The organism is Variovorax paradoxus (assembly GCF_009498455.1).
GTDB classification, from domain to species: Bacteria; Pseudomonadota; Gammaproteobacteria; order Burkholderiales; family Burkholderiaceae_C; genus Variovorax; species Variovorax paradoxus_H.
Genome location: NZ_CP045644.1, coordinates 4198934 through 4224328 on the forward strand (window position 1 = coordinate 4198934; position 25395 = coordinate 4224328).

Genomic DNA, 25395 nt, shown 5'->3' on the forward strand with positions numbered 1-25395 from the left:
GCGAAGGGGCCTTCGAATGCCGAGAGCCAAGGGCAACGAAATCGAGCTGTTCGCCGCAGCTCTGCTGCGCTCCGTTGAGGAGATGAAGCGTGGCGAGCATGCGGTGGTGCGTACGCCCGAGCAGATCGCACGTGGGAGGGCAGAAGCTCTCGAGACGAGTGAAACAGGCTACCGCTGGGTCAAGCGGAAGCAGCACTGCGAAACCACCGGCGATACGCCGGCATGCTGTGCATGCTAGGCGCCGGAAGCGCACGGCGATCTCCATCGGGATCAGATTCGGCGGAAATTACTGGGAATTAGGGGGGGCAATTTTCGGCGGCAACCAACAACCGGACGCCCTTTTTCATTGGGAAGCCTCACAGCCAGCGATGGCGGACCCTTATTTGTTGAGAAGTATTCGCATTTATAATGAGTGCGAAAGTTTTTCATCCGAAAAGAGGCATCGATGGCTGTCGGCGAGTCGACCCCGCACCAGCAGGCGCACGCCCTCTACCGCGCGCACCATGGCTGGCTTTTCAGCTGGCTGCGCGGCCGTCTGGGCAACAGCTTCGATGCGGCGGACATCGCCCACGACACCTTCCTGCGCATGTGGTCCGGCCTGCGGGCCGGCGCCATTCCCACGCTGCACGAACCGCGCGCCTACCTGACCACGGTGGCCAAGCGCCTCGTGATCAACCACCGCGAACGCCAGTCGCTGGAGCGCGCTTACCAAGCCTCGCTCGCGCAGTTGCCCGACGCGCTGGTGCCCTCGGTCGAGGAGCGCGCGATCCTGCTCGAGACCCTGCACGAACTCGACGCGCTGCTCGACGAACTGCCCGCCCGCGCGCGCACCGCGTTCCTGCTGTCGCAGCTCGAAGGCCTGGCCTATGAAGAGATCGCCGCGCGGCTCGGCGTCAGCGTGCGCACCGTGACGCGCTACATGGCGCGAGGCTTCGCGCAGTGCCTGCGGCTCATGCTGGCGACGCCGCTGTGAGCGCGACGCAGGCACACGGCGCTGTCGATCCGCGCCTGGTGGACGAGGCCGCGCAGTGGCTCGCGCGCATGCATGCGGGCCGGCTGTCCGAGGCCGACGCGCAGCGCTGGACGCAGTGGCGCGACCAGAGTCCCGCGCATCAACGGGTGTGGCACAGCGCCGAGCAACTGAGCCGCAAGTTCGGCGCGGTGCCGCCGGGCGTGGGCATGCCGGTGCTCGACCGGCGCCGCGGCGCGGCCAACCGGCGCGCGCTGCTGCGCACCGTGGCCGTGCTGCTGGCCGCACCGACCGCCGCCTGGGTCGGCTACCGCGCCGTGCCCTGGCCGTCGCTGGGCGCCGAATACCGCACCGCGACCGGCGAGCGCCGCACTGTCGAGTTGCCCGACCGCAGCCTCACCCTGCTCAACACCGCGACGGCCATCGACGTGGTGTTCGACGCCACGCAGCGGCTGGTGCGGCAGCGAAGCGGCGAAATCCTCGTCGAGACCGCACCCGATGCGAACCCGGGCTTCCAGCGCCCGTTCCTGGTCGAGACGCCGCAAGGCCGGTTGCGCGCGCTGGGCACGCGCTTCATCGTGCGCATCGACGAAGAAGGGCACAGCCGCCTCACCGTGCTGGCCGGTGCAGTGGAGGTGAGCCCGGCCCGCGCGGCCAGCACGCCGGTGATCGTTCCGGCTGGCCGGCAGATGCGCTTCACCGCCGATGCGACGGGCCCCGTGGCGCCGGCTGCGACGGGCGCCGAGGCCTGGACGCAGGGCGTGCTCTACGCCGAGGACATGCGCCTGGCCGATGTGCTGGCCGACATCGGCCGCTACCGCAGCGGCGTGCTGCGCTGCGACCCGGCCGTGGCTGACCTGCGCGTGTCGGGCGCGTTCCAGCTCGAAGACACCGACCGCGTGCTCGCCGTGCTCGCACAGACCTTGCCCGTGCGCGTCGACGCACGCACGCGCTACTGGGTGACGGTCACGTCCCGGTGATCGGCCGGCGCAGCGCGCGCCGCCCCCAAAAAAATCTTGCCGGTGCGTGTCCGGTTTTCGCGTCTCGCCTGTCATGTCGATTGAAAGCACACCGCCATCCACATCCCGACATGCGACATGCGACAAGGACACCCTTCATGACCGACCGGCCTTCCGTTCTCCCCACCTCCCGTGACGCCACGCACCGCCAGCGCCTCGCCGTGCAAGCCGTGCGGGGTGCGCTGTGCGCCCTCGGCCTGGCCACCGTCGGGCTGGCCATGGTGCCGGCCCATGCGGCCGACGCCGTGGCGGCCCCGGTGCGCAAGGCCTACCGCGTGCCGGCCGGTCCGCTCGGGCCGGCGTTGCTGAGCTTCGCGGGGCAGGGCGGCTTCAACCTCAGCTTCGACCTGGCCCGCACGCGCGGGCTGACCACGCCCGGCCTTGCCGGCGAGTTCTCGGCCGAAGAAGGACTCGGCCGGCTGCTGGAAGGCAGCGGCTTGCGCGCGCGTCGGCTGGCCGGCGGCGACTTCACGCTGGATGCGGCGCCGGCGCCCGCCGCCGCCGCGCCGGCGGTTGAATCCGCACCGGCGGACGACGCGCTGCCCGCCGTCACCGTCACCGGGCGCACGCAGAGCAACCTCATGGCGCCGACCCGGCAGGTCACCGTGCTCGAGCGTGAAGAGCTCGACACCCTGCGCCAGGGCTCCGACAGCGTCGCGACGCTGCTCAGCAAGGTCGTGCCCGGCATGGCCGATTCGAGCCACACCATCACCGACTTCGGCCAGACCCTGCGCGGGCGCAACATGCTCGTGCTGGTCGACGGCATTCCGCTCAACACCAACCGCGATTCGTCGCGCAACCTCGCCAACATCAACCCCGCCGACGTCGAACAGATTGAGGTGCTGCGCGGCAGCAGCGCCATCTACGGCAGCGGCGCGGCCGGCGGCATCGTGTCGATCCGCACGCGCCAGCCCAGCGGCGAGCCGCGCGCAGAGACCACCGTCACCGGCGTGCTGCCGCTGTCGCGTCCGGGCGGCGCCGGCCTCGGCGGCGAGGTGCAGCACTACATCTCGGGCGGCGGCGAGGTCTTCGACTACTCGGTGAGCCTGGGCGCGCGGCGCGTGGGCGGCTCGTACGACGCGCGCGGCGACCGCATTGCGCCCGAGCCCAGCCAGGGCGACCTGTTCGACTCGAACATCTACAACGCCTCCGCCAAGATCGGCTACCGCATCGACGCCAACCAGCGGCTGCAGCTGTCGGCCAGCCACTACGACGCGAAGCAGGACACCGACGACGCCTCCGACCCGTCCGTTGCCAAACTGCCCGCGGGCAGCGTCGCAGCGCGCCCGCTCAAGGGCCTGCAGCTCGACCAGCAGAACCGCGTGACCAACAGCCTGCTCGGCCTGGACTACACGAACCGCGACATCGCCGGCAGCACGCTGGCCGCGCAGCTGTACTACCGCGACTTCTTCACCCGCTTCGCGCCCTTCGACGCGCGCGGCGTCGTGGCGCGTGGCTCGAGCGTCGACCAGGTGATGCAGAACTCGCGCGTGTACGGCGGGCGGCTCACGGTCAAGACGCCGTTCGGCGCCGACAAGAAGACGCAGCTCACCTGGGGCGCCGACTTCAACCAGGAGCGCACCGACATGCCGCTGGACGTGTTCGACGCCAGGCTGTACGACAGCAGCCGCGGGCTGAGCTTCCAGCGCATGGGCACGCTGATCTTCATGCCGCCGATCACCACGCGCAGCCTGGGCGTCTTCGGCCAGCTGCAGCACCGCTTCAACGAACAGTGGTCGGTGGAGGGCGGCGCGCGCTACGACAAGGCCAGCGCGCGCTTCGACAGCTTCACGCCGCTGTCGCAGTTGCGCGCACGCCATCCCGCCCAGGTGGCGGGCGGTACCGTGGACTACAGCGGCTGGACCTACAACGCCGGCGTGGTGTTCAACCCGAGCAAGCGCCACGATATCTACGCCTCGTACAGCCAGGGCTTCGAGCTGCCCGACATCGGCCTGCAGGTGCGCAACGCAACGCCCAGCTTCAACATCCGCAGCTCCAACCTGCAGCCGGTGAAGACCGACACGGTGGAGCTGGGCTGGCGCGGCCGCTTCGACAACGCGGCGGCCAGCCTCAGCGTGTTTCATTCGCAATCGGCGCTGGGCGCAGTGCAGAGCTCGTTCAACGGCCTGGTCATGACGCGCACCCGGGAGCGCATCCACGGCATCGAAGGCGCCATCGACTACGCGGGCAGCAGCGACCGCTGGGCCGCGGGCGGTTCCTTCACCTGGATGAAGGGCCGCGAGCTGCCGCAGGGCGGCACGCGCTACCAGGACATGTGGGGCTACCGCATCCCGCCGCTCAAGCTGACCGCCTACGTCGAGTACAAACCTAGCGCCCGCTGGAGCCACCGGCTGCAGGCCGTGTCATACGGCTCGAAGGACTACCGGCTCGACGGCGTGAACAGCTTCGGGCGCCGCGAGGCCAGCGGCTACACCACGGTCGACCTCATCAGCCGCTTCAAGATCGACGAGAAGAACAACGTCGTCATCGGCGTGGAGAACCTGTTCAACCGCCGGTACTTCCCGCTGTACAGCCAGCTCCTGCGCAACAGCAACAACACGAGCCGGTTGCCGGCAGCGGGTGCGGTGTTGAAGGTGAGCTACTCGCATCGCTGGTAGGTCGCGCGGCCCTGCCGCGACGACGGTTCATGGCGCAGCCAGATGCGCTGAAGAAGCGGAACCAGCGGCGGCTCGACCGGCTGCTCAACAGCGAGAAGACGTGCGGCCCCGTGGCTTGGTCCTGGCACCGGGCGTCGCTCTTTCGGCCAAGGCCGCTTCGGCCTCGCGGTCGGCCATGCTGCGGATCACGTCCATGAACGCCAGCACGGGCGTGCTGGGGGGCTCGCCTTGCAGCGTGATCAGGCCGAAGTCGGGGATGCGGTTGGGGAGCTCGGCCGCGATGCGTGTCAGCAGGCCGCGCCGTACATATTTGTCCACCAGCGCGGCGGGCTGCAGCGACAGCATGGTCGTGCTTTGCATCAGTTCCAGCGCGAACAGAAACGACGGCGTCTCGACGATGCCCGAGGTGAGCGACAGGCCTGTGCTGCGGAAGATGTCATCCGACACCTTGCGCAGCGCCGTGGATGTCGGATAAAGAATCCACGGCCAGTTCGACAGTTCCCTCAGTCCAGGAGTCTTCGATCCGCGCAGCGGATGGTGCACGCCTGCAGTGATCTGCAACCCTTCACTGGTCAGGTTTTCGTAGTGGAACTGGTCGCGCTGAGACTCGTCGGTGAAGCGGCCGATCATCACGTCGATCTTGCGTTCGGCCAGCCACACGATCAGCTGATCGCTGCTCTGTTCCAGCACCTTCACCACCAGCAGCGGCCGCAGGCGCTGCAGCTCGGCCACCGCGGCAATCAGCAGATGCGCCGCCGCACCCGAGATGGCACCGATCGACAGATGGCCGTGCCCTCCGAGTTTCAGGTTGCTGAACTCGTCCACGAACTTGCGGTGGCCGTCCAGTGCCGAGTACGCATAGCGCAAGGTGAAGAGTCCCAGCTCGTTCGGTTGCATGTCGCGCGGCAGGCGATCGAACAGGCGCGCTTCCAGCATCTCCTCGATGTCCATCAGCACCTTGGTGGCCGCCGACTGCGTCATGTACATCTGCTCGGCCGTCAGGCGCAAATTGCGCGTCTTGCCCAGGATGTCGAGGAACTGCAGATGCCGGAAACGCAGACGCGAGACTTGCGCCAGCATCAGGGGTTTGTCAGAGGTCTTGCCTGAACTCATCAGCATTTGGAATGGATGCTAGCGAAAAAGTCAGTGGACCGGCAGAGGGCCGTCACCTAGCCTTCGGGTCCATCAAGCACGGCTTCGCAGAGAGCCGGCGACGCGCGGCAAGGCCGTTGCACCCCGCACATTCCATTCCGGAGACATCATGAAAATCACATCGTTGGGTCTGGCGACTGCACTGCCGGCCGCATGGGCCGGCCCCGCTTCGCGCAGCAGGCGGCGGGCTGCGCTGGCTGCACGCCGGTGACGTGATCCGCGTCGGTCGCAAGGCCGGTCGTCGCGACTTGCCCGCGCTGCAGATGCCGCCCAGCCCATCCCCTTGCGAGGCCATGTGCCGCCGCATCGCCGAACGCACGCCGCACCACAACCATTGATCAAGCCCCAAGGAAATCTGAATGACTGCAACAACGACGGCCATGCCGGTGCGCACCGATGGCCTGCACCAGGCGCTGCCGCAGGACGGCCTGGCCGGAACGCTCGTCGGTCGCGTCTGGCGTGCCGGCACGCCCGCGGGCCCGGCCGTGGTGGTGCTGCGCCCCGACGGCGTGTTCGATCTGAGCCGGCACTTCGCCACCATGAGTACGCTGCTGGAAACCGACCAGCCGGCGCAAGCCGTGCGTGCGGTGGCCGGCGAGTACCTGTGCAGCGTCGATGCGCTGCTCGACAACAGCAAGGCGGAAAGCCAGGACCCCGCCGTTCCCTGGCTGCTGGCGCCCTGCGACCTGCAGGTGGTCAAGGCCGCTGGCGTGACCTTTGCCGGCAGCATGATCGAACGCGTGATCGAGGAGCAGGCCGGCGGCGACGCCAGTCGTGCGCTCGCGCTGCGCAGCCAGATCACGGCGCTGATCGGCACCAGCCTGTCCGACATCCGTCCCGGCTCGGCCGAAGCGCTGGCGCTGAAGAGCCTGCTGCAGCAGCAGAAGCTGTGGTCGCAATACCTGGAGGTCGGCATCGGGCCCGATGCCGAGGTCTTCACCAAGGCGCCGGTGCTGGCATCGGTGGGGCATGGCCAGGACATCGGCATCCGCTCCGAATCGACCTGGAACAACCCCGAGCCCGAGGTGGTGCTGGCCGTCAGCAGCCGCGGTGACATCGTCGGCGCCGCGCTGGGCAACGACGTCAACCTGCGCGACATCGAAGGCCGCAGCGCGCTGCTGCTCGGCAAGGCCAAGGACAACAACGCGTCCTGCGCCATCGGCCCCTTCATCCGCCTGTTCGATGGCCACTTCGGCCTCGACCAGCTGCGCCGCGAGACCGTGCACCTGCACGTGACCGGCGACGACGGCTACACGCTGCGAGGCATCAACACCATGGCCAGCATCAGCCGCGACCCGCTCGACCTGATCGCGCAAACCCTGGCCTGCCACCAGTATCCCGACGGCTTCATGCTGTTCCTGGGCACGCTGTTCGCGCCCACCGAAGACCGCGACGAGCCCGGCGGCGGCTTCACCCACAAGCTGGGCGATGTGGTCAGCATCCACAGCCCCTGGCTGGGCTGCCTGAGAAACCGGGTCACGCATTGCGAGGCCGCACCGCCCTGGCGCTTCGGCCTGCGTGCCTTCATCGGCAACCTGGCCGAGCGCGGCCTGCTGCAGGGGGCGCGGCTGTGACAGCCGGGCGCCTCATGGGGACCCCGCACTCGCCGTGAGGGAGGTGCCGGTGTTCGGCGACGTCATTGAAGACCTGAGCGCGTTCCCGCCCGGGAGTGATTCCTTTCAACCCAAGGAGACAAGCATGCATCTGACCATCGAACGTCGATCTGCGATATGCGCAAAGGCGTCTGCCGCAGAGCCACCCAACGAGAACGCTCCGGTCGTCGGAATCATGAGGAGGATCGGGACCAGGTTCAGCAGACTCGACTTCCAGCGTCTTTTGATGGCGCTGCCCACCGGACTTGTGATCGCGAACGCCGCCCTGGCGGCCGAGCGGCCTGCGAACCCTGCCGACTGGCCGGCGCTGAAGGAGGTGTACAAGAACCACTTCCTGATCGGCAGCACCAATCTCGACGCGCGCAACTTCGGCTCCGACGTGGTGCCGGGTGAAGACTCGGTCGCCGCCATGACCCTGAAACACTTCAACGCGGTGACGCCCAGCAACGCGATGAAGCCCGATTTCTGGAACGGGGGGATGAGCAATCCAACCCCCAATTTCCTGACCAACCTGACCTCGGGCATCAACGCCGACATCAGCGCGGCCAATGCGCGCGGCGTCAAGGTCACCGGGCACGTGCTGCTCTGGCACAACCAGTCGGCCCAATGGCCCGCCCCCAACGTCCTGACGCCGAGTGGTGGATGGGAAACGCCGTGGGACTACGCAACGGCGAAGACGAGTCTGGAACATTACGTCCGGACCGTGGCCGGCCATTTCGATCGGGAACCCTTCAAGGCCTATGCCTGGGACGTCGTCAACGAAGCGTTCAAGGACAACCCCGACAACCCCGCCGACTGGAGGAACGCCCTGCGAACCGGCTACAGCCCCGAAGAGAGGCCGGCCCGATGGGCCCAGGCCTATGCCAAGGGAGGGAAAAGCTGGGACTACATGTACGACGCGTTCTATTACGCGCGCCAGAACACGACGGCCATCCTGAACTACAACGACTTCAACGACAACGAGCGCGCCTCGAAGGCCACGGCGATCGCCGCGATGGTCAAGGAATTCAATGAACGGTACGTGGCCGAATCGGCTGCGGGCAAAGGGCGGGTACTTCGGGACGCCAAGGGGAATCCCAGGCCGCTGGTCGACGTCATCGGCACGCAGGGTCACTGGGACATGAGGCTCAACCTGGACGCCTTCGAGAGGACCCTCAAGACCTATCTCGAAACCGGAGCGAATGTCGATCTGACCGAGCTGGATCTCGCGCCGACCTTGGGTCTGGACAAGGGCCAGCGGATCCAGAATGGCCCTGAAATGGAAGCCCTGTTCATGGAGCAGGGCATCCAGTACGCGAAACTCTTCAGCCTGCTCAAGGAGTACGCCGCCGGCCCGGGAGGTCGTCACCCCGAGTACAAGGGGGGCGTGCACCGGGTCACCTGGTGGGGGATGACGGACCCGGGTTATCACACTAATGGGTATCCATGGTCTGGCGTCGGCCGACCGAAGGAGGCGTACTGGGCCACGACGAACCCGGAGCAGTACCTCATCGATGCAGGCTTGCCGCCGAACGGCGTCACCGCGACTTTCAGCTATGGCGGCGAATCCTTCAAAGCCCGCACCTGGGGCGGCAAGAACGCCCAGGCAATGCTCGACATCAACGTGCCGGCCGACACGAAGAACGTCGTCTTCACCGCTGCCAACGTGTCCCTGCCTTCGGGGTTTGCCGTCGAGACCATGAAGTTCAATCCGCCCGACTGCGCGGTGGTTCCCGGCAAGCCCTGCCATGTCACGGTGACCGCCAGGGGGCCCGCACCGGCCACTGCGTCCGCGGAGAACACGGCGACGTTCGTCCTGTCCTTTGGAAAGATGACCGTCGGGTGGATGGATGCCGCCAACGCCCTGGAGGCACCCTTGTCCTATGCGGACGTTCGCTTCAGCGACGGCGTGACCCCCTTCAAACAGTACAAGACCACCTACGGGAGCGACGGCATGGCGAGAGCGTCCGGCGTCGTGGAAACGAAGGCAGTGCCGAAACATGGTCGCAACACGCTCGTCCTGTCACCGCAGGACCCGGTCGCCAACCCGTTCGGACTGCGGTTGCACAGGCATGCGGCGACGGAAAAAGCCTGGCGACTCGTCACGAGAATCGAACCCGGCAGGACCTACATGGTCGTGTCCGGCGAGTCGGAATTCAACGGACAGACACAGGCCGCTGCGTTGACCAACCGGACCAAGCCAGCGACGACGGCCTCGCCGGAATCGCTGTCGCGCACGCCCGTCATCGTCCGGGGCGACACCCTGCTGCCATTGCCCAATGTGAATGCGCCCGCGGGCGAGCCCGCCCTGGCGCAGGACAACCTCAAGTTCGTCTTCGAAGAAGCGAAGAGTCCTGCCGCAGGACCTTACGCCGCCCAGGAAGGGCACACGATGCAGAGCTTCATCCATGGCACCAATGCCTACCCGCATGTCATGTTCAGAGGCAACGGCGCGAGTGGCACCGTCGTGGCGGGTCGGCATTCGCTGATCACGCGACAGACGAACGGCCAGGAGGGTTCGCAGATCGCGGAGAGAGCGCTGGACCAGGCGGTCTGGTTCAACACGCCCATCGACCCGAAGACCGGCGAGATGAAGATGTTCCTGTACACCGAGAAGGACGGTGTCAAGCAACACCATGTGCTGAAGGAAGTGGTCGACGGCGAGACGCCGAACAGGGACGCCGGGAACGCCATCAGCCAGCGGCAGGGGTCCGTCGGCGGGTTCGTCGCCATGCAGGCGGAGAGTCCCAAGGAGGGGACGAGTGTCAAGCTCTATGCCTACGACATCGAGCCCTACGGGTCGAACAACGAGCCGCCGCCGACAACGCCGCCGACGACGGAGCCCCCGCCGCCGGTGATGCCGATCGCCTTCCCGTTCAGCAGACGCGGCGGATCGCTCGGCGCGGGCGACCTCGCCCTGGTGCTGGCCGGCCTCGCGGCGCTTGCGCTCGCCCGCCGCCGCCGGTCCTGACGCGGTGACGCCGGCGCCGAGGTCAGGCCTCGGTGCCGGCTCGGGCCCGCCGCAAGCGCGGCCACGCAGCCTGCCAGAGGCACAGCGCCAGTGCACACAGCGCGCCGTACAGGTGCGCCTCGACCATCACCTCGCCGCCGATCAGCGCACGCTGCGCATCCGAAGGCGGATGGAACATCTGCCAGCTGATGCGTGCGATGACGGCCACCAGGACGATCCAGGCCACGCGATCGCCGCGCCACGCACGTGGCGCCAGCACCCAGATGAACAGCCCGTAGAGCACGCCCGAGAGGCCCGCGTAGTTCGTGGCCTCGGGCGATGCCGCCACCAGCAGCATCCCCACGCCGAGGGCCAGCACGACGATCGCGGCGGCCCAGGCACGCCCGCTACGGCTGCCTGCCGCGAACGCGGCGCACAGCACCAGCCCGCCGGTGTTCATCAGGCAGTGCGCCCAGCCCAGATGCACCGCATGCGCCGAAAGCAGGCGCCAGTACTGTCCGCCGAGCACGGCCGCGCGTTCGTAGCGCAGCGCTTCGTACACCGGCTCACCGCCCGCCTGCAAGGCCAGCACGAGGCAGGCGAGCGCGACGGGAACGAGCCAGTTGGCGAAGGAGCGCAGTGGGAGAGGTTGCACGGGGCGCGGCCTATTCAGAGATAGGGGCAATTTGCCGCGAGGCAGGATGGAAGGTACTCGGTGAATGCCTTGTGATGGCGGAATTGTGCCGTTGGCTTGCGTCGGCTGCCAGCGCGCCAGTCGAGCGCTCGACAGGCGAGTTTTTCCTTGGCGCGACAACGGCGGCGAGCTGCGCTGCAACACGCCGGCCGAGTTCACAACGTGGATGCGTGCGTGAGGGTTGTCCCGCAATCCGAATCCAGTCCCGCAAAGTCCCCGTATTGACTCAAGCCGGTGCGCGTCGGGTCGGCAGCAACCCATTGGAATCTCACCCATGAACAGACGCCATTCACGCGGTCGACAAGCTTCTCCTTCCCAGGCAAGACCCAAGGCACAGCGCCCCGGCCGCCATCCCGTGGCGTCCCGGCCCGCCGCGGCTTCGTGAGTCGCGAGTTCCGGCCGGCAGTTTCTTCCTCATCTTCAGGAGCGGCAATGCCGAAGTTTTCGACGGGATTTCATCGCGTCTGGTTCGGCGTTTTCTTCGGCAGCGCCGCCGTCTGTGCGCAGCAAAGCCATCTTCCCGAGATCGAGGTGCGCGGTCCGCGGGATGCAGGCGTGGGTTCGGCTGACAGCGCGAGCGAAGGCGCGGCGCAGCGCGAGTCGTTTCAGACGCGGCCCAAGCTGCGGCCCGGCGACATCGTCGAGGCCGTACCCGGCGTGGTCGCCACGCAGCACTCGGGCGACGGCAAGGCCAACCAGTACTTCCTGCGCGGCTTCAACCTCGACCATGGCACCGATTTCTCGGTGACGGTCGATGGCATGCCCGTGAACATGCCCACGCATGGACACGGCCAGGGCTATGCCGACCTGAACTTCCTGATTCCCGAGCTCGTGTCGGGGGTGCGCTACCGCAAGGGGCCGTACTTCGCCGAGAGCGGCGACTTCTCTCTGGCGGGAAGTGCATCGCTCGACTACCTCAGCGTGCTGGACGCGCCCTTTGCCGAAGTCACGCTCGGCGCCAACAACTTCAAGCGCCTGCTGGCCGCGGGCTCGCGCAGCCGCGAGGACCAGACCTGGCTGGGCGCCATCGAGCTCGAGGGAAACGACGGGCCGTGGGACGTGCCGGAGAACCTGCGCAAGGTGAGCGCCGCGGTGCGCTACTCGCAAGGCTCGCCCACGCGCGGTGTCAGCCTGACCGGCATGGCCTACAAGAGCCGCTGGACCTCGACCGACCAGGTTCCGCAACGCCTGGTCGACAGCGGCCAGCTGTCGCGCTTCGGGTCACTCAATGCCACCGACGGCGGCAACACGCAGCGGGTGAGCCTGTCAGGCAAGTGGTTCGACAAGGGCGCGGCGGGTGACACGACGACGGTCAGCGCCTATGCGATCGACTACCGCTTCGACCTGTTTTCCGATTTCACCTATTTCCTGAACAACCCGGTCAACGGCGACCAGTTCGAGCAGACCGACCGCCGGCGCATCTTCGGCGCGCAGGCGGCGCGCACGATGCCGACCCGGTTCGGCGGGCTGGATGGCATCCTGAGCTTTGGCGCAAGCTGGCGCGGCGACAGGATCTCGGAAGTGGGCCTCTACGCCACGCAGGCCCGCGAGCGGCTCTCGACGGTGCGCAACGACAAGGTGTCGCAAGACCTGTTCTCCGTGTACGGCCAGCAGCTGGTTTATTTCACCGACCGACTGCGCGGCTACGCGGGCGTGCGCGGCGACATGCTGCGCTACCGGGTCGACGGGCGCGAGCCCGTGCATGGCGCGGCCAATAGCGGCAGCGGTCGCGATTCGATCGCCAGCCCCAAGGCCGGCCTCGCCTTCGCGCTGACGCCGCAGCACGAGATCTACCTGAACGCCGGCGTCGGCTTTCACAGCAACGACGTGCGCGGCGCAACCATCGCCATCGATCCCGCGAGCGGCAACGCCGCCGACCGCGTGCCGGCGCTGGCCAAGGGCCGGGGCGCGGAGGTGGGTTGGCGCTTCCAGCCCGACGAGAACTTCACGGCGACGGTGGCGCTGTGGCAGCTCAAGCTCGACTCCGAGCTGGTCTACGTCGGCGATGCCGGGTCGACCGAGCCGGGGCGCGCGAGCAGCCGCCGCGGTATCGAGGCGACGATGCGCTGGAAGCTCGACCGCGCCTGGCGCGTGGAGCTCGACGGCGCGGTGTCGCGTGCGCGCTTCAGGGGGCTCGCGCCCGAAGGCGAAGGCAACCACGTCGACAACGCCGTCGAGCGCGTCTTTGCCGCGGGCCTCACGTACATCGACGGCCCGCTGACGGCATCGCTGCGGCTGCGCTACCTGGGGCCGCGCGCGCTGGATACGACCAACAGCACGCGTTCGCGCTCGGCCACGCTGCTGAATTTCGGTGCGCGCTATGCCGTCCACAGGCATCTGACGCTGGGGCTCGACGTGTTCAACCTGGCCGGCAAGAAGGGCAACGACATCGAGTACGCCTATGCATCGTGCGCGGCGGGTGAAGTGGTGTCCGGCGCGTGCAACGGCGGCGTGAACGACCGGCATGTGCATCCGATGGAGCCGCGCAGCGCTCGTGTCAGCGCGCGCTGGACGTTCTGAGCAATGCCATCCGGCATCAGTTCAACGGCGTGAGGTGCGAATGCGGGGGGGCCGATGAATGCGTGTGGACGTGCGGTGCCGCATCGTCCGCCAGCGCCACCACGTTCGCCTGGCCATGGCGAACGCCGCGCAGCGACATCAGCTGATCCGCCACGTCGTGCACGGCGGCAATCGGGCCGCGCAGCACCACGCACTCCAGGCAGCTGCCATGGTCAAGCGGCGTCTGGTTGCAGGCGGTCACCATGCCGTGGTTCTCATGGCGCAGCGCCTGCAGCCGTGCCGCGAGGGCGACCTCGCGCGTGTCGTACACGTAGCTGACGCTGGCGATGCACGCCGACACCACGGCATCGAACTGCATGCCCCGGAGCCCGGCGCGACCCAGCCCGTAGCGAATCAGGTCGCGCACGGCCTCGGAGCGGCTCGTGTAGCGTTTCTGCGCGATGAGCATCTCGAACTGGCGCGCGAGCTGCTCGTCGAGTGAAATGGTGAAGCGGTTCATCGGGGTATGCAGCGGGTACGCGATCCGCCGCCGGTCGGATTCAGCGCGTGTGCCTTCCCTTGGCACCGTCTCCCATGTGCTCAGGAGAACGGCAGCACCTTGACGTCGAGCACGCGCTCGCACAGCCACACCGTGGCGACGACCACTGCCGCCATCGAGCCGCCGTGCAGCACCAGTGGCGGATAGCGCCGCCAGTTGCGCAGCGCCAGCAGCACCATGAGCGCGACGGCCACCACCGCCAGTTGTCCGGCCTCCACCCCCAGGTTGAATTGCAGCAGCGCAAGCACGAACTGGCGCGTCGGCAGCTCGATTTCACCGAGGGCGCCGGCGAAGCCGAAGCCGTGGATCAGCCCGAACAGGAAGCTGAAGAGCCTGCGGCGTCCGCGCAGCACGGGCCGGATGTTGTCCAGCGCCGCGACGATGATGGTGATGGCGATCGCCGGCTCGATGAGGTGCGGCGAGATCGTCACGATCTTCAGCCCCGCCAGCGCCAGCGTGATCGAGTGCGCGATGGTGAACATCGTCACGATGCCCAGCATCGGCCAGGCGGCGTCCTTCCAGGCGAGCACCGGTGTCCACACGCCGTGCTTGCGCTGGAGCACGGCAGGCAGCAGCAGGCAGATCAGAAAGAGGATGTGGTCGTAGCCGATCAGGATGTGGTGGATGCCGTCGGCGAAGAAGCGGGCAGGCGGCGATGCCTCCCGGGTGTCCGCCCATTCGATGGAGACGGGGCCGGCCGAGGGGTCCAGCGAGCGCAGCATCGGTGCGGCGGCGCTTTGGGTTTGCGCGCGCAGCAGGCCGCGGTGGGTCGGGTCCACGTCCTGGAAGAGCCGGTAGTCGATGGACAGCGCGGCCGCTGCACTGCAGGGCGCCTGCATCTGCAGCACGAGGTAGGCGCCATCGATGCGGTTGTCGATCGCAGGCGGTCGGGTGTCGGCAGGCACGCATTGGCCTCCCTGAAGCCGCAGCCGTCCCAGCGCATAGGCCTGGATGTCGCCCAGGCGTGTGCGCACCTCGCCCCAGGAGAGTTTCTGGTCGGCGTTGGCGTCGAGGTCGAGCACCGCATCGAGGTCGCGCAGCGCAATGTCCCAGCGCAGGTCGATGCGGTCGCCATCGCGCGAAAGCTGCAGGTAGGCGTCGCTGGCCTTGTGGGCATGCGCCGGAAGCACGGCGAAGGCGAGCATCCAGAAGAACAGCGCGGCCAGCAGCGAACGACAGGTGCGTGGGGTCATGGCATGGCGTTCAAAGCAGCGCATCGACGCGCGCATCTCGCAGGCCGATCTGCCGCACCAGCGCCCTGACTTCGGCACGCGCCGGCTCGTCCTTCGCCGCGACGGCCGCGCGTGCGAACAGCAGCAGGTCGATGGGCTCGCGCTGCAGTTGCACGTTGAGCCTGGCGAGGTCGAGTGCGCGCCTTGCGTCGCCCTCGACGTCGAGCGCGAACATCGCTTCTTCGCGCGCATGGACCGCGCCGGTGCCGGGCCGCTCGGCCGCCGCGTCGAAGCGGGCCTTGAGTTCGGCCGCGGCCGTGGCCGTGCGTGCACCCTCGAGGCCGCGCGCGGCGATGGCCATGCGCAGCAGCACCGCATCGCTGCGCGCCTCGGTGTCGAGCAGGGCGGGAATCTCCCGGGACCGGCCGGCGCGCTGCAGGTAGTCGCTGTAGGCAAGCAGCAGATAGCCCGAGCGCTCGGCTCGCAGGGCGAGGCGATACGCGACGCCGGCCTCGGCGGGGCGCCCGGCGAGCTCCTCGATTTCGGCCAGGCTGGTGAGCAGCCACTGGCGCGTGCCCGCCTGTTCGCGAGCCTGGAGGCTGGGCGCTTCCAGCAGCGTCTTCAATGCGTCGCGCGCTTCGCCGTGGTTGCCGCGCAGCCCCGCGTTCTCCGCCATGCAGGCCAGGCCGTAGAGCGCCGGGCCGACGCGACCGAGCGCGCGGCACGCCGCGTCCGAGTCGTCGTAGCGGCCGCGCACGCGGTAGATGGTGGCCAGCGTGATCAGCGCCTGGGCATTGGACGGCTGCCGCGCGAGCGCGGCCTTCAGCAGCATTTCCGCGCCGTCGAAGTCATGCAGGAACTGCGCGATGGTGGCGCGCATCACCAGCACGGCCGGCGGTGTCGCGGAGGGCGGGAGGGCAGCCCAGTGGGCGAGGGCGCCCATGGCATGGCCGGCGTAGCGTGCATCGCCCTGCGAGCGCGCCAGCTCGAGATAGCGGGCGGCCGCGGCAATGGCCACGGCCGCGTCCGTGGGCCGCTGCTGCAGTTCGCGGCGCATCGCGCGCGCCTCGCGCGACCATCCGGCGACCGTCGGCAGCGATTCGACCACCTCGTTGTCGTCGGCGGGCACGCGCGGGGCCGCGCCGGCAGACGCCATCGCGGCAGCCATGGCGAGGACGGCGGCACCTGCCCGCCATGCGGACGCGGGCAGCAGGTGTCGTCGCACGGTCATCACTCGGTGGAAACCGGGTCCTTCGTTTCGGAGGTCGGCGGCGGGTCGAACACCGCCACGTCGGCGGCTTCGGCCGTGTCGAGCCCGCCGCCGTTCACCAACGCCTTCACGTAGGCAATGAAGGTGTCGTACGCATCCGCCTGCGGCGGGGGCGTCGTGGGCGGCGGCTGTTGTCCCTGTGCGCCGGGCGGGAACGGATAGAAGCTGAAACCTCCGCCGCCCCACCGCCGCCGCCGCAGCCCGCGAGCGTGGCGACGACCAGGAGCGGGCCGGCGATGCGATAGAACGTGTGGTTCATGGCGTTGTCCTTACTGCGCGCCCGGCAGCGGCGTATTCAGGTAGGGGAAGGTCTCCGGGAACTGCGCCGCGCTCTGCATCGCGCCGTCGGTGATCGCCGCGGCACCTGCGGGCGCGTCGGACGGCTTGCAGCCGACCTTGAGCGTGTCGGTGGCGCCGGTGGCCACGCACAGCACGCCCATCGCGACACGCAACTCGGCATCGACCACGTCGTCGCCCGGACGGCGGCCGTTCGGAAACCCGGCCGTGTCGCCCCCGAGCACGCCCAGGTTGTTCTGGCCTGCCTTGGGTGTCGGCGCAATGCCGGTGTTCAGGCGCAGCATTTCCGAGGCGGTCACGTTGGCGGGCTTGTTGACGCCCTCGACGCCCGTCAGGAAGGCCGCCACGAGGTCGGTGCGCGGAAAGTTCGTCGGCGCCGGTGCCGAGGGGAACAGCGTCTGCACCAGCGCAGGCAGCGTCGGGTTGGTCACGTAGTCGGCGAACTGGCCGTCGTCCTTCGGCCTGGAGCTGTTGAAGCGGTCCTTGTCCTTCAGGCCGATGACGACCTCGTTGACCAGCGGCATGCCCAGGCGCGAGACCTGTGCCCAGGCGCCGCCGGCCAGCGTGGTGGTCCCGTGGCCGCGCTTGGGCGGGCTGGCGACGAGCTGCCCCTGGCGCACGCTCGCGGTGGTCCAGCCGCCGATGATCGGCTTGCCGGCGGTGGTGACGCAGGCAATGGGCACTTCGAGCGCCATGGTGGTGACGTTCTTGCCGGCCAGCGCGTCGGGGTTGCCGTTCGGCGCACCCAGCGGGTTCAGGTTGATCAGGTCGAAGACCTGGCCCAGTGCGACGCTGAACGGGTCCTTGCGCTGCCCGACGAACACGCGGCCTGGCGCCGCGCAGCCCGGGATGTTGACGTTGTACAGATGCTGCGCCGCATAGGCGGCATAACCCGAGGGGCCGCCGAAGGTCTTGTCGCCGATGTTGTCGGTGGGCTTGTCGAATTCCCGGGTGCCGCCGGCCGCGGTGACGGCCTCGCTGGCGCCGGTGCGGCGGTCGCCGCGCACGATGTTCAGCGTGAAGGTCTCGCGCAGGTTGCTGGTGGCCTGGTTCGGGCCCGTGATGCCGCCGGCCTGCACGAGCGGAATGGAGACCTGCTTGCCCGCGATCGGCAGCTGGATGTCGCGCAGCGTGTTCTTGAAGCGGAACTGGAAGGTGATGTTCTCGACCGCATCGCCGTCGGTGTCCAGGTGAATCTCGTACAGCGCGTTGGGGTCCATCGTGAAGTAGTTCGGGCCGCCGTACGGGCTCTGGTCGGGCTGGTAGTTGGCGATGAGCGTCACGTAGTCCTGGCGGCCCGTTTCGTAGCTGCGGAACATGTAGAAATCGGTGGCGTCCACCTTCGGCATGCCGGCAATCGAGGGCGCCTCGCGGTGGCTGGAGGCAAAAGCGCCGGATGCCGTCATCGCGCATGCCGCGAGAACGCAGGCATGCAGAGGAATTCGAACGAAGTTCATTGCTGTCACCCTCGGTAGGAGCTGGTTGTGGAAGAGGCCCAACTTGGATACGGAGGCTGCGGGCGACCGGTTTGTCGGACAGCGACCCGGGAATTTCATACGAAAGCGCCATCGATTCATACGCGGCGGCTGCTCTTCGGCCCGGCGCCCTGGACCCGCGGGCTCCTCGAGGCCGCATCCCGTGCGCGCGAAACGCGCTTATAAAAGGGCTTGCCCCATCACTGATTCTTGAGCGAGTTCGTATGAAGTCTGCAGGCTTGAAGGGAACCGTGTCCATTGAACTGGTGCACGAGGCGATCCATGCCGCGGCGCTGCGGAACATGGACATCCGCAGCGTCCTCGAAAGCGCCAAGATCGATCGCGAACTGTTGAACGCGCCGCGTGCGCGCGTCTCGGCGGCGGCGTACTCGCAGATGTGGGTGGCGCTGGCCGACCTGATGGACGACGAGTTCTTCGGCCTCGACAGCCACGGTCTTCGCCGCGGCGGCTATGCGCTCATGACGCGCGCGGCGGTCAACGCCGACAACCTGGCCCATGCCCTGCGCCGCATCCTGAGGTTTCTTCACGCCACGTTGGACGACTTTCGCGGCGAGCTGGTCTGCGAGGGCGACGAGGCGCGCGTCGTGCTGCATGACGGCGGCGTGCTGCGCCGGCTGTTCGGCTACGGCACCTGGTTCATCCTGGTCCACGGCCTGGCGTGCTGGCTCGTGCACCGGCGCATTCCCCTGCGCGAAATGCAGTTCCGGTGCCCGCCGCCCGCCGACGACAGCCACTACCGCACGCGCTTCTGCGAGAACGTGAAGTTCAACGGCCAGACCACGCACATCAGCTTCGCCAGCGACCTGCTGGACCTGAAGATCGCGGAGTCGCCGGCCACCGTCGACAACTTTCTGCGGAAAGCGCCGGCCAACCTGCTGGTCAAGTACCGCAACGACGCCAGCACCAGCGCCCAGGTGCGCCACCGGCTGCGCAGTCAGATGCCCGAGGCGTGGCCCGAACTCGAAAAGCTCGCGCAGGAACTCTGCGTTTCCGGCACCACGCTGCAACGCCGCCTGCAGCAGGAGGGCGTGAGCTACCAGCGCGTGAAAGACGACCTGCGGCGCGACATCGCCATCGACCTGCTGTCGAGCGCCTCGCTGACGGTGGCCGAAGTCGCGGCCCGCACCGGCTTCCAGGAAACCAGCGCCTTCCATCGCGCCTTCAAGAAATGGACGGGCGTGAGCCCCGGCGCCTATCGCTCGTCTGCGCCCACCTCGGGATAAGCCAAAGCTCCCGGCGTTTGCCGGGGGGCGGGCATGTCCGAACGCCCCATCCAGATCGGGACGCGCGGGCATGGAAGCGCGGCGCGTGCAGAACTAACCTTCCTTCGACACCGCATCTCGCGACAGTCAGAACGAAAGGAAACCGGAATGAACCGAACGATGGCATCGCCGCTGGAGGCACAGGCGCTGCGGGGCGCGGTCGACTGGGCCATTGCCACCCGGCGCAGCGTCAGGGCGTTCCTGCCCCGGGCGGTGCCCAGGGACGAGGTCGAGGCGATCCTTTCGACCGCGCGCTACAGCGCTTCCGGCATGAACATGCAGCCCTGGCATGTGCATGTGCTGACCGGGCCCGCCAAGGCCCGCCTGTCGGCTGCGATTGCCGCGCTCGACGACGATCCCGGCCGGTCGGGCGAGCTGCTCGAACCCTACGACTACTACCCGCGCGAATGGTTTTCGCCGTACCTGGAGCGGCGTCGCAAGGTCGGCTGGGACCTCTACGGATTGCTCGGCATCGCCAAGGGCGACAAGCAGCGCATGCACCTGCAGCACGGGCGCAACTACCGCTTCTTCGATGCGCCCGTGGGCCTGTTCTTCACGGTCGACCGCGAACTCCAGGAAGGCAGCCTGCTGGACTACGGCATGTTCCTGCAGAGCGTGATGGTGGCCGCGCGCGGCCGCAACCTCCACACCTGCCCGCAAGCCGCGTTCCTGAAATTCCATCGCCAGATCGCGGACCTGCTGGACATTCCCGGCGGCCAGATGCTGGTCTGCGGCATGAGCCTGGGCTATGCCGACCCAGCGTCGGTCGAGAACTCGCTCGTCACCGAGCGCGAGCCCGTGTCCGCCTTCACGACCTTCCACGACACCACCAAGGAGACCACCGCATGAGCGCGCCATCCTATGCACGGGGCCTCGAACGCTGCGCGGCGAATCATGTGCCGCTCACGCCGCTGGGCTTTCTCGACCGCGCGGCGCTCGCGCATCCGAACCGCGCGGCGGTGGTGCACGGCGATCTGACGCGAACCTGGGCGCAGACGCGCGAGCGCTGCCACCGCCTGGCGTCCGCGCTGGCGATGCGGGGCATCGCGCCGGGCGACACGGTGTCGGTGCTCGCGCCCAACACGCCGGCCATGCTCGAGGCCCACTTCGGCGTTCCGCTGGCCGGCGCGGTGCTCAACGCGATCAACCATCGCCTGGACGCCGAAGGCATCGCGTTCATCCTGCGCCACGGCGAGTGCAAGTTGCTGCTGGTCGATCGCGAGTTCGCCGCCACGGTGGCCGCTGCATTGAAGCTGCTCGACCGTGCGCCCGCGGTCATCGACATCAACGATCACCTCGCACCGCCCGGCGAACGTATCGGCGAGACCGACTACGAATCGCTGCTGGCGAGCGGAGACCCGGACTTTGCCGGCCGGTGGCCCGGCGACGAGTGGCAACCCATTGCGCTGAACTACACCTCCGGCACCACCGGAGACCCCAAGGGCGTGGTAGCAAGCCACCGCGGCACCTACCTCATGAGCCTGCTGCAGATCACGAACTGGGCGATGCCGCGCGCGCCGACGTATCTGTGGACCCTGCCCATGTTCCACGCGAACGGCTGGTGCTTCACCTGGGCCGTGACGGCCGCCGCAGGCACCCATGTCTGCCTGCGCCGGGTGTCCGCCGACGCGGTGCTGGAGGCCATCGAACGGCACCCGATCGATCACCTCTGCGCAGCGCCCGTCGTGATGGCGATGCTCGCGGACGCGGCGAAAGACATCCGGCTGCCGCGCCCCGTGCGCGTGCTCACGGCCGGCTCGCCGCCGCCCCTCGCCGTGCTGAATGCAGTGCTGGCGATGGGCTTCGACGTGGAGCACGTCTTCGGCATCACGGAAGTGTCGGGCACGCCGGTGAGTTGCGTGTGGCAGGACGGCTGGGACGATCTGGCGCCCGCCGAGCAGGGCGCGCTGCGCGTGCGCCAGGGCGTGCGCGCCGCCATGTTCGAAGGCCTCATGGTCGGCGACGCCGACACGCTCGCGCCCGTCGTGCCCGACGGCAAATCGACGGGCGAGCTCATGCTGCGCGGCAACACCGTGATGATGGGCTACTTCAAGAACGAGGCGGCCACGCGCAAGGCGCTCGCCGATGGCTGGTTCCGCACCGGCGACGTCGCCGTCCTGCATGCCAACGGGTATGCGCAGATCACCGACCGGTCGAAGGACGTGATCATCTCGGGCGGCGAGAACATCTCGTCGGTCGAAATCGAGGACGTGGTCCATGGACACCCGGCGGTGCTGCATGCCGCCGTGGTGGCGCAGCCCGACCCCAAGTGGGGCGAGGTGCCGTGCGTGTTCATCGAGCTCAAAACCGGTGTCGCCGCGCCCACCGAACAAGAGATCATTTCGTTCTGCCGCGAGCGGCTGGCGCACTTCAAGTGTCCGCGCCGCGTGATCTTCACGCCCTTGCCGAAGACGGCCACGGGAAAGATCCAGAAGTTCCGCCTGCGCCAGCAGGCCGGAAGCCAGGACGCCATCACGCGGCTCGCAAGCCATGGCTGAGTGCGAAGCCGCCGCAGCCCTGGCGCCGGTCGCGCCCGGCTACCGCTTCTCGCGACCCCACACCTTCGACGAAGCGCAGGTGCGTGCCTTCGCGCTGGCGGCGGGAGACGAGAACCCGCTGCACCACGATGCGGCGTTTGCACAGGGCACGCGCTTCGGCGGCCTGATCGCCAGCGCGACCCACACCACCTCGCTGCTCATGGGGCTGACCGCCAGCCACTTCGCCACGAAAGGGAAGGTGCTGGGCATGAACTTCTCGGTCGACCTGCTGCGTCCCGTGCGGGCGAGCGAGACCGTGCTCATCGAGTGGTGCGTGACGTCGATGGCCGCGCATGCGAAGGGCGGCTGCGTCCTCGAATTGCAAGGTGCGATCAAGAGCGCGGACGACCGGACCAGCGTGCTCGCGCAAGGGACGGTGCTTTTCACGCCCGCCGCCTGAGCGCGTTGCGCGCCAGCGCCTCGTGCGGCGGCAGCCCGGCCTCTGCGAAATGCGGCCGGGCCTCGCGCTGCTTCAGATCAACCCCAGCGCTCGCAGCTTCGCATCGGCCGCGGAGTAGGGCCGCTCGCACACGATCTTGTCGCTGCCCGGTGCGAACTCGAAGGTCGCGGCCATGCGGATGCGGAATTTCCGGCCGGTCGCGTCGAACACCTTGCCGTTGGCATGCAGCGGGCCGAGGTGCGTTCCGCTGAGCCAGAACTCGACCAGCACGGTGTGCTGGTCGGCGGCGATGGCGATGATCTCGTTGGCCAGGTCGGGAAACGGCGTGCGCGAGCTGCTGAAATAGCCGCGCACTTCCTCCTCGCCGTCGAACACCACGCCGCTTCCGTGCATCTCGTAGCGCGGATGCTGGAACGTGTCGATCACCGCATCCCACTCCTGCGTGCATTCGAGCGCCATGTGGTCGCGCACGGTCTGGATGCGTGCCGCCTGAAGCGTTGCTGTGTCCACGGGGTCTCCTGCTGTTTGTCGAATGGGTTGAACCGCGACCGTCATGGCGTGGGCGCGGCGGCGTTTGCGCCCATGCGGCGGATCGGGTCCTTGCCGTCCCATCCCTGGGCTGCGCGCCGGATCTCGCGGAAGTACTCACCCTTGCCGCCGGCCATCTCGGAGATTTCGAACATGCCGCCGGGCAGGTCGGGATGGACGAAGTAGGCGAAGCGCCCGCGCATCCCCATGCGGCCGCTGTGGCCCTCGACGTAGCCCATCGACAGCAGGTGCTGCACGGCCGGGTCGAAGCCGTCGTCGGTCCAGTAGGCCAGGTGCTGGGCGCCTTCGCCGCCGCGGCGCAGTGAATCGAGGTAGAGCGACGGCGCGTCGTCGCGCTGCTGGATCAGTTCGATCTGCAGGTCGCCGGAATTGGCCAGCGCAATGGACAGCCGTGGCAGGCGCGAGGGCTTGCCGTAGTAATTGAACTCGGTGGTGCCGACTTCTTCCTTGTAGAACCACGGCCCCACGCCCAGCGTGCGGGACCAGTGGGCCATGGCCTTCTCGATGTCGTGGACGACATAGCCGACCTGGCGTGCGCCGCCGAACAGCATGCTCATTGAATGGACTCCTTGGTGCCTTGGTGCCTTGGTGGTGCGCTCAGCGCATGTACGCGCCGCCGTTGACGTCGAGCGTGGCGCCCGTCATGAAGGACGACAGGTCGGACGCCAGGTAAAGGCATGCGCCCGCAATGTCTTCGGGCTGGCCGACCCGGGCCAGCGGGAATGTCTTGCCCAGCGCGTGCTTGTTGTCGTCGGAGTTCGCGCCGCGCGAGAAGTCCGTCATGATCAAGCCGGGCGTGACGGCGTTGGCGCGCACGCCCTGCGGGCCCAGCTCCTTGGCGATGGCGCGCATGAAGCCCAGCACGCCGGCCTTGGCGGCGCAGTAGTGGCTGCCGCCGAACACGCCGCCGCCTTGCTGCGCGGACATCGACGAGATGCAGATGATCGAGCCGCTGCGCTGCGCGACCATGGTGGGGATCACGCACTGCGCCATCTGCAGCGTGCCGCGCAGGGCGATCGACACGACCTGTTCGAAGTCCTCGGCGCTCACTTCGAGCACGCTGCGCTTTTGCGTGATGGCGGCGTTGTTCACCAGCACATCGATGCGGCCGGCCCATTGCAGGACGCGCGCCACCGCGGACGCGCAGGCGCCGGCATCGCGCACGTCGCAGCCGATCCCGATGTGTTCCGGCCCGATCGACCGGGCCGCTGCCTGTGCCTCTTCTTCGTCCAGGTCGAGCAGCGCCACCCGGGCACCGTGCCGGGCGAACAGCCGCGCCGTCGCCAGGCCGATGCCGCGCGGGCGCGAGGCGCCGGTGATCAGGGCGACGCGACCCTGCAGCAGCGTGAGGAGGGCGGCGTCACTCATTGCTGATGTTCGCGGCCTTGGCGATCTGCTTCCAGCCCTCGATGTCCGCGGCGGTCATGGTGCGCAGCTCGTCGCCGCCGACGAAGGCGGCGGTGATGCCCAGGTCGAGCAGGCGGGTCTTCACGTCGGGCATCTCGAGCACCTGCTTGAGCGCGGCGGACAGCTTGCTCACGATGGGCTTGGGCGTGCCCGCCGGTGCGTACAGCGCCCAGCGCAGTGCGCCCATGCGCTTGCCCGCGAAATCGATGCCCTCGTCGTCGTAGCTCGACACGTCGGGCAGGCTGGGCGAGCGCGAGGTGCAGGCGGTGATCGCCTTCACCTTGCCGGACTTCACCATCGGCGAGCCCGACGCCATGTCCACGTAGGCCAGCTTGACGTGGCCGCCCAGCATGTCGGTCTGGATCTGCACCACCGACTTGTAGGGGATGTGGCTCATCTGCGCCTGCGTGCGCAGGTTGAACAGCTCCCCACAGAAATGGCCGGTCGAGGCGATGCCCCAGCTGGCGTACTGCACGCTGCCCGGCGACTTTTTGGCCAGCGCGATGAGCTCCTTGGCGTTGTTCGCCGGAAAGTCGTTGGTCGCGATGAGCAGGATCGAGGCGGTGCCGACCTGTCCGATGGGCGCGAAGTCCTTGACCGAGTCGTACGAGAGCTTGGGGTTGCTCGCGGGCAGCAGCACGTGCGTGGTCGCGCCGCCGATGCCGATCGTGTAGCCGTCGGCAGGTGCCTTGGCGACGAAGTCGGTGGCGATGGCGCCGCTGGCGCCCGGCTTGTTGTCCATCACGAAGACGCCCTTGACGAGCGGCGCCATCTTGTCGGCCAGCAGCCGCCCGAGCGCGTCGCCGCCGCTGCCCGCCGCCGAGATCAGGACGAAGCGGATCGGCCGCGTCGGATAGTCCGCGGGCGTTTCGGCACGGGCGGCGAACGCGAGGCCCGCGAGCGCTGCAATCCACAGTTTGCGCATGGTGTTGTCTCCTTCTTTGGGATGGTT

General features: G+C 68.2%; 21 protein-coding genes. 11 read left to right on the forward strand and 10 right to left on the reverse strand.

Annotation, left to right across the window (positions count from 1 at the left end):
* Nucleotides 1-16: 16 nt before the first annotated feature.
* The 4 genes from GFK26_RS19395 (at nucleotide 17) to GFK26_RS19410 (ending at nucleotide 4607) form a co-directional block, all read left to right on the forward strand.
* Nucleotides 17-238, forward strand: coding sequence for a hypothetical protein (locus GFK26_RS19395; RefSeq protein ID WP_153283406.1), 222 nt, complete (start codon nucleotides 17-19; stop codon nucleotides 236-238).
* A gap of 207 nt (nucleotides 239-445) precedes the next feature.
* Nucleotides 446-973, forward strand: a complete 528-nt coding sequence (locus GFK26_RS19400) for a sigma-70 family RNA polymerase sigma factor (RefSeq protein WP_153283407.1) — start codon at nucleotides 446-448, stop codon at nucleotides 971-973.
* Nucleotides 970-1950 (forward strand): FecR domain-containing protein, encoded by a 981-nt coding sequence (locus tag GFK26_RS19405; protein ID WP_228121699.1) that lies wholly within the window; start codon nucleotides 970-972, stop codon nucleotides 1948-1950. Before GFK26_RS19400 ends, GFK26_RS19405 begins: the two co-directional genes overlap by 4 nt.
* Before the next feature lie 137 nt (nucleotides 1951-2087).
* Nucleotides 2088-4607 carry a TonB-dependent siderophore receptor gene (locus GFK26_RS19410; RefSeq protein WP_416222501.1) on the forward strand — a complete coding sequence of 840 codons (2520 nt, stop codon included), beginning with the start codon at nucleotides 2088-2090 and terminating at the stop codon, nucleotides 4605-4607.
* Nucleotides 4608-4691: 84 nt separating this feature from the next.
* Here the strand turns inward: GFK26_RS19410 and GFK26_RS19415 are convergent, their stop codons facing one another.
* Nucleotides 4692-5687, reverse strand: coding sequence for a LysR family transcriptional regulator (locus GFK26_RS19415; RefSeq protein WP_153283408.1), 996 nt, complete (start codon nucleotides 5685-5687; stop codon nucleotides 4692-4694).
* A 431-nt stretch (nucleotides 5688-6118) separates the two neighbouring features.
* Between GFK26_RS19415 and GFK26_RS19420 the strand changes: the two genes are divergently transcribed.
* The gene (locus tag GFK26_RS19420) at nucleotides 6119-7333 is read left to right on the forward strand and encodes a fumarylacetoacetate hydrolase family protein (protein ID WP_153283409.1); all 1215 of its coding nucleotides are present in this window, start codon (nucleotides 6119-6121) and stop codon (nucleotides 7331-7333) included.
* Between the two features lie 124 nt (nucleotides 7334-7457).
* On the forward strand, nucleotides 7458-10322 hold the full coding sequence (locus GFK26_RS19425) for an endo-1,4-beta-xylanase (RefSeq protein ID WP_153283410.1): 2865 nt from the start codon (nucleotides 7458-7460) through the stop codon (nucleotides 10320-10322).
* Between the two features lie 22 nt (nucleotides 10323-10344).
* Here the strand turns inward: GFK26_RS19425 and rrtA are convergent, their stop codons facing one another.
* On the reverse strand, nucleotides 10345-10956 hold the full coding sequence (rrtA, locus tag GFK26_RS19430; protein ID WP_194273911.1) for a rhombosortase: 612 nt from the start codon (nucleotides 10954-10956) through the stop codon (nucleotides 10345-10347).
* Nucleotides 10957-11427: 471 nt separating this feature from the next.
* On the opposite strand from rrtA, the gene GFK26_RS19435 reads away from it, so the two are divergent.
* On the forward strand, nucleotides 11428-13515 hold the full coding sequence (locus GFK26_RS19435; RefSeq protein ID WP_153283412.1) for a TonB-dependent receptor: 2088 nt from the start codon (nucleotides 11428-11430) through the stop codon (nucleotides 13513-13515).
* A 16-nt stretch (nucleotides 13516-13531) separates the two neighbouring features.
* Here the strand turns inward: GFK26_RS19435 and nikR are convergent, their stop codons facing one another.
* From nikR to GFK26_RS19460, 4 genes are all read right to left on the reverse strand, one after another.
* Nucleotides 13532-14014: a nickel-responsive transcriptional regulator NikR gene (gene nikR, locus GFK26_RS19440; protein ID WP_153283413.1), complete on the reverse strand. Its 483-nt coding sequence runs from the start codon at nucleotides 14012-14014 to the stop codon at nucleotides 13532-13534.
* Between the two features lie 80 nt (nucleotides 14015-14094).
* Nucleotides 14095-15246, reverse strand: a complete 1152-nt coding sequence (locus GFK26_RS19445; RefSeq protein WP_153283414.1) for a HupE/UreJ family protein — start codon at nucleotides 15244-15246, stop codon at nucleotides 14095-14097.
* A 10-nt stretch (nucleotides 15247-15256) separates the two neighbouring features.
* Nucleotides 15257-16456 (reverse strand): tetratricopeptide repeat protein, encoded by a 1200-nt coding sequence (locus tag GFK26_RS19450; protein WP_228121700.1) that lies wholly within the window; start codon nucleotides 16454-16456, stop codon nucleotides 15257-15259.
* Between the two features lie 308 nt (nucleotides 16457-16764).
* Nucleotides 16765-18249: a DUF4331 domain-containing protein gene (locus tag GFK26_RS19460; protein ID WP_153283415.1), complete on the reverse strand. Its 1485-nt coding sequence runs from the start codon at nucleotides 18247-18249 to the stop codon at nucleotides 16765-16767.
* A gap of 242 nt (nucleotides 18250-18491) precedes the next feature.
* On the opposite strand from GFK26_RS19460, the gene GFK26_RS19465 reads away from it, so the two are divergent.
* The 4 genes from GFK26_RS19465 (at nucleotide 18492) to GFK26_RS19480 (ending at nucleotide 22487) form a co-directional block, all read left to right on the forward strand.
* Nucleotides 18492-19511, forward strand: coding sequence for an AraC family transcriptional regulator (locus tag GFK26_RS19465; protein ID WP_153283416.1), 1020 nt, complete (start codon nucleotides 18492-18494; stop codon nucleotides 19509-19511).
* 147 nt (nucleotides 19512-19658) lie between these two features.
* A complete protein-coding gene (locus GFK26_RS19470; RefSeq protein WP_153283417.1) occupies nucleotides 19659-20399 on the forward strand; it encodes a nitroreductase in 741 nt (246 codons plus the stop codon).
* Nucleotides 20396-22048 carry an AMP-binding protein gene (locus GFK26_RS19475; protein WP_153283418.1) on the forward strand — a complete coding sequence of 551 codons (1653 nt, stop codon included), beginning with the start codon at nucleotides 20396-20398 and terminating at the stop codon, nucleotides 22046-22048. The genes GFK26_RS19470 and GFK26_RS19475 overlap by 4 nt, the downstream gene beginning before the upstream one ends.
* Entirely contained in the window at nucleotides 22041-22487 is a 447-nt protein-coding gene (locus tag GFK26_RS19480; protein WP_153283419.1) for a MaoC family dehydratase, read from the forward strand. Before GFK26_RS19475 ends, GFK26_RS19480 begins: the two co-directional genes overlap by 8 nt.
* A 72-nt stretch (nucleotides 22488-22559) precedes the next feature.
* On the opposite strand, the gene GFK26_RS19485 is transcribed toward GFK26_RS19480, so the two are convergent.
* From GFK26_RS19485 to GFK26_RS19500, 4 genes are read right to left on the reverse strand one after another with little or no spacing between them, the layout of a single operon-like run.
* Nucleotides 22560-22997, reverse strand: a complete 438-nt coding sequence (locus GFK26_RS19485) for an ester cyclase (RefSeq protein ID WP_228121701.1) — start codon at nucleotides 22995-22997, stop codon at nucleotides 22560-22562.
* Between the two features lie 41 nt (nucleotides 22998-23038).
* Entirely contained in the window at nucleotides 23039-23593 is a 555-nt protein-coding gene (locus GFK26_RS19490; RefSeq protein WP_153283421.1) for a VOC family protein, read from the reverse strand.
* Nucleotides 23594-23633: 40 nt separating this feature from the next.
* Entirely contained in the window at nucleotides 23634-24404 is a 771-nt protein-coding gene (locus GFK26_RS19495) for an SDR family NAD(P)-dependent oxidoreductase (protein WP_153283422.1), read from the reverse strand.
* Nucleotides 24397-25368, reverse strand: a complete 972-nt coding sequence (locus GFK26_RS19500) for a Bug family tripartite tricarboxylate transporter substrate binding protein (RefSeq protein WP_153283423.1) — start codon at nucleotides 25366-25368, stop codon at nucleotides 24397-24399. Before GFK26_RS19500 ends, GFK26_RS19495 begins: the two co-directional genes overlap by 8 nt.
* Nucleotides 25369-25395 lie beyond the last annotated feature (27 nt).

Bases quoted from the DNA above. Each gene is read 5' to 3' on its own strand.
- GFK26_RS19395 (WP_153283406.1), top strand. From the start codon at position 17: ATGCCGAGAGCCAAGGGCAACGAAATCGAGCTGTTCGCCGCAGCTCTG.
- GFK26_RS19400 (WP_153283407.1), top strand. From the start codon at position 446: ATGGCTGTCGGCGAGTCGACCCCGCACCAGCAGGCGCACGCCCTCTAC.
- GFK26_RS19410 (WP_416222501.1), top strand. From the start codon at position 2,088: ATGACCGACCGGCCTTCCGTTCTCCCCACCTCCCGTGACGCCACGCAC.
- GFK26_RS19415 (WP_153283408.1), bottom strand. From the start codon at position 5,687: ATGCTGGCGCAAGTCTCGCGTCTGCGTTTCCGGCATCTGCAGTTCCTC.
- GFK26_RS19420 (WP_153283409.1), top strand. From the start codon at position 6,119: ATGACTGCAACAACGACGGCCATGCCGGTGCGCACCGATGGCCTGCAC.
- GFK26_RS19425 (WP_153283410.1), top strand. From the start codon at position 7,458: ATGCATCTGACCATCGAACGTCGATCTGCGATATGCGCAAAGGCGTCT.
- GFK26_RS19435 (WP_153283412.1), top strand. From the start codon at position 11,428: ATGCCGAAGTTTTCGACGGGATTTCATCGCGTCTGGTTCGGCGTTTTC.
- nikR (WP_153283413.1), bottom strand. From the start codon at position 14,014: ATGAACCGCTTCACCATTTCACTCGACGAGCAGCTCGCGCGCCAGTTC.
- GFK26_RS19445 (WP_153283414.1), bottom strand. From the start codon at position 15,246: ATGACCCCACGCACCTGTCGTTCGCTGCTGGCCGCGCTGTTCTTCTGG.
- GFK26_RS19450 (WP_228121700.1), bottom strand. From the start codon at position 16,456: ATGACCGTGCGACGACACCTGCTGCCCGCGTCCGCATGGCGGGCAGGT.
- GFK26_RS19460 (WP_153283415.1), bottom strand. From the start codon at position 18,249: ATGAACTTCGTTCGAATTCCTCTGCATGCCTGCGTTCTCGCGGCATGC.
- GFK26_RS19465 (WP_153283416.1), top strand. From the start codon at position 18,492: ATGAAGTCTGCAGGCTTGAAGGGAACCGTGTCCATTGAACTGGTGCAC.
- GFK26_RS19470 (WP_153283417.1), top strand. From the start codon at position 19,659: ATGAACCGAACGATGGCATCGCCGCTGGAGGCACAGGCGCTGCGGGGC.
- GFK26_RS19475 (WP_153283418.1), top strand. From the start codon at position 20,396: ATGAGCGCGCCATCCTATGCACGGGGCCTCGAACGCTGCGCGGCGAAT.
- GFK26_RS19480 (WP_153283419.1), top strand. From the start codon at position 22,041: ATGGCTGAGTGCGAAGCCGCCGCAGCCCTGGCGCCGGTCGCGCCCGGC.
- GFK26_RS19490 (WP_153283421.1), bottom strand. From the start codon at position 23,593: ATGAGCATGCTGTTCGGCGGCGCACGCCAGGTCGGCTATGTCGTCCAC.
- GFK26_RS19495 (WP_153283422.1), bottom strand. From the start codon at position 24,404: ATGAGTGACGCCGCCCTCCTCACGCTGCTGCAGGGTCGCGTCGCCCTG.
- GFK26_RS19500 (WP_153283423.1), bottom strand. From the start codon at position 25,368: ATGCGCAAACTGTGGATTGCAGCGCTCGCGGGCCTCGCGTTCGCCGCC.